The sequence below is a fragment of the Acetobacter lambici genome (genome assembly GCF_011516885.1).
Taxonomy (GTDB): Bacteria; Pseudomonadota; Alphaproteobacteria; order Acetobacterales; family Acetobacteraceae; genus Acetobacter; species Acetobacter lambici.
This window is the reverse complement of sequence record NZ_WOTD01000131.1, coordinates 1-1,411: the sequence shown is the minus strand read 5'-3', so window position 1 is coordinate 1,411 and position 1,411 is coordinate 1. Positions and strand designations below refer to the sequence as shown.

General features: G+C 55.6%; 1 protein-coding gene. It reads right to left on the bottom strand.

Annotated features, from left to right (window positions below):
* Nucleotides 1–115 precede the first annotated feature (115 nt).
* Nucleotides 116–1,366, bottom strand: coding sequence for an IS701 family transposase (locus GOB86_RS15445; protein ID WP_062145008.1), 1,251 nt, complete (start codon nt 1,364–1,366; stop codon nt 116–118).
* Nucleotides 1,367–1,411: the final 45 nt, after the last annotated feature.

Here is a 1,411-nt window from a genome sequence, read left to right as displayed (position 1 = left end):
CACTACAGTTGCAATTTTGATTTGATATATGAGCGTTGTGCGGCTGCTTGGTGAGACCGTCTGAAGATTGACCATCTGAGAATGTGGGCGACGGGCAGGCTGCGTTGTGCAAGTTTTACGACGAGACGCCTGATTTCCTGTATGGACCAGCGGACAAGGACTGTCGTGTTCTGCGTTGTTTTTTTTTCGGTTTCAGTGAGTTTGCCTGATACCGGACACTTGCCATGACGGCATAGGCGAGCATGACCAGAGAGACATGCCGATGCCAACCATGCCAGGAACGGGTTTCGTTATGATCGAGACCAAACTCGTTTTTGGCCGTCTCGAAACATTCTTCGATCCTCCAGCGCGTCCCTTCAACGTTCACGAGGTCCTGCATGGTTGTCCCTTTCGGACACCATGTCGTAAAACAGGCAAGGTCTCCATCGGCGATGTTTCGGCGGATCAACAGGCCACGTGTCCATGGTCCGGCTACAGGGCAGTCAAATTCTTCAGCATCCAGATCAGCAAGCGGAAGATACGCCCAGTCATACAGCCGCTCACCTTTTGTGCCGTGTCCCGCGGACAGACGGTGCCAGTCCTGCTCTGAAAGATTTGCGGCAATGTCTTTGGCTTCTCCTGCAATCAGCGGGTTTGTTGCCCATGATCCGAACCAGTGATTGCCTCTGACGCCAAGGACATAGCCAATTCCTGCCCTGCGAAGCGTGCGTTCCACGTCGCCCACGCCATACACGCTGTCTGCTGCAACCCAGCGGAAGGGCATGCCGGCCTCAATACTCCGCTCAATCATCATCGAGGCTAACGCCGGTTTGGTTGCAAACACCACGTCATCGGGAACGTGGGCCTGCTTCAGGCGCTCACGGTTCGATGTCCAGTCTTTCGGGAGATACAGGGCGCGGTCCACAAAGGCATGACCCCGCGCCGATACATAGGTGGCAAATACACCAATCTGGCAGTTCGTGATCTTGCCGGCAGATCCCGTATACTGCCGCCCCACACCACAGGACGCCTGACCCTTCTTCAGAAAACCAGTCTCATCGATGACCAGCACGCCATCTTCAGTGCCCAGATGCTCAATCACATGCTCCCTGACGACATCACGCAGGGCATCGGCATCCCAGTGCCCGCGACCCAGAAGCGCCTGTTGCCGCCATGGACCGGGATCTCCTGCGGCTTCCGCACGCATCCATCCCGTCTTGCGCGGTTCATTGCCAATCAGAACGTCAAGGAAGGCGCACGCAGAAGCCGCAACACGCTTCTGCGTAAACAACGGCGAGATCCGCTCCTTGGCGGACCGAAGCCCGGACGCCCACAAATCCAGCGTCTCTTCAACAGACGCACCGCCATTCATCATATCCTGAATCATGGTTACCCATAGATTCAGAACTCAACAAAAAATGCAACTGTAGTG

Bases quoted from the DNA above. Each gene is read 5' to 3' on its own strand.
- GOB86_RS15445 (WP_062145008.1), bottom strand. From the start codon at position 1,366: ATGATTCAGGATATGATGAATGGCGGTGCGTCTGTTGAAGAGACGCTG.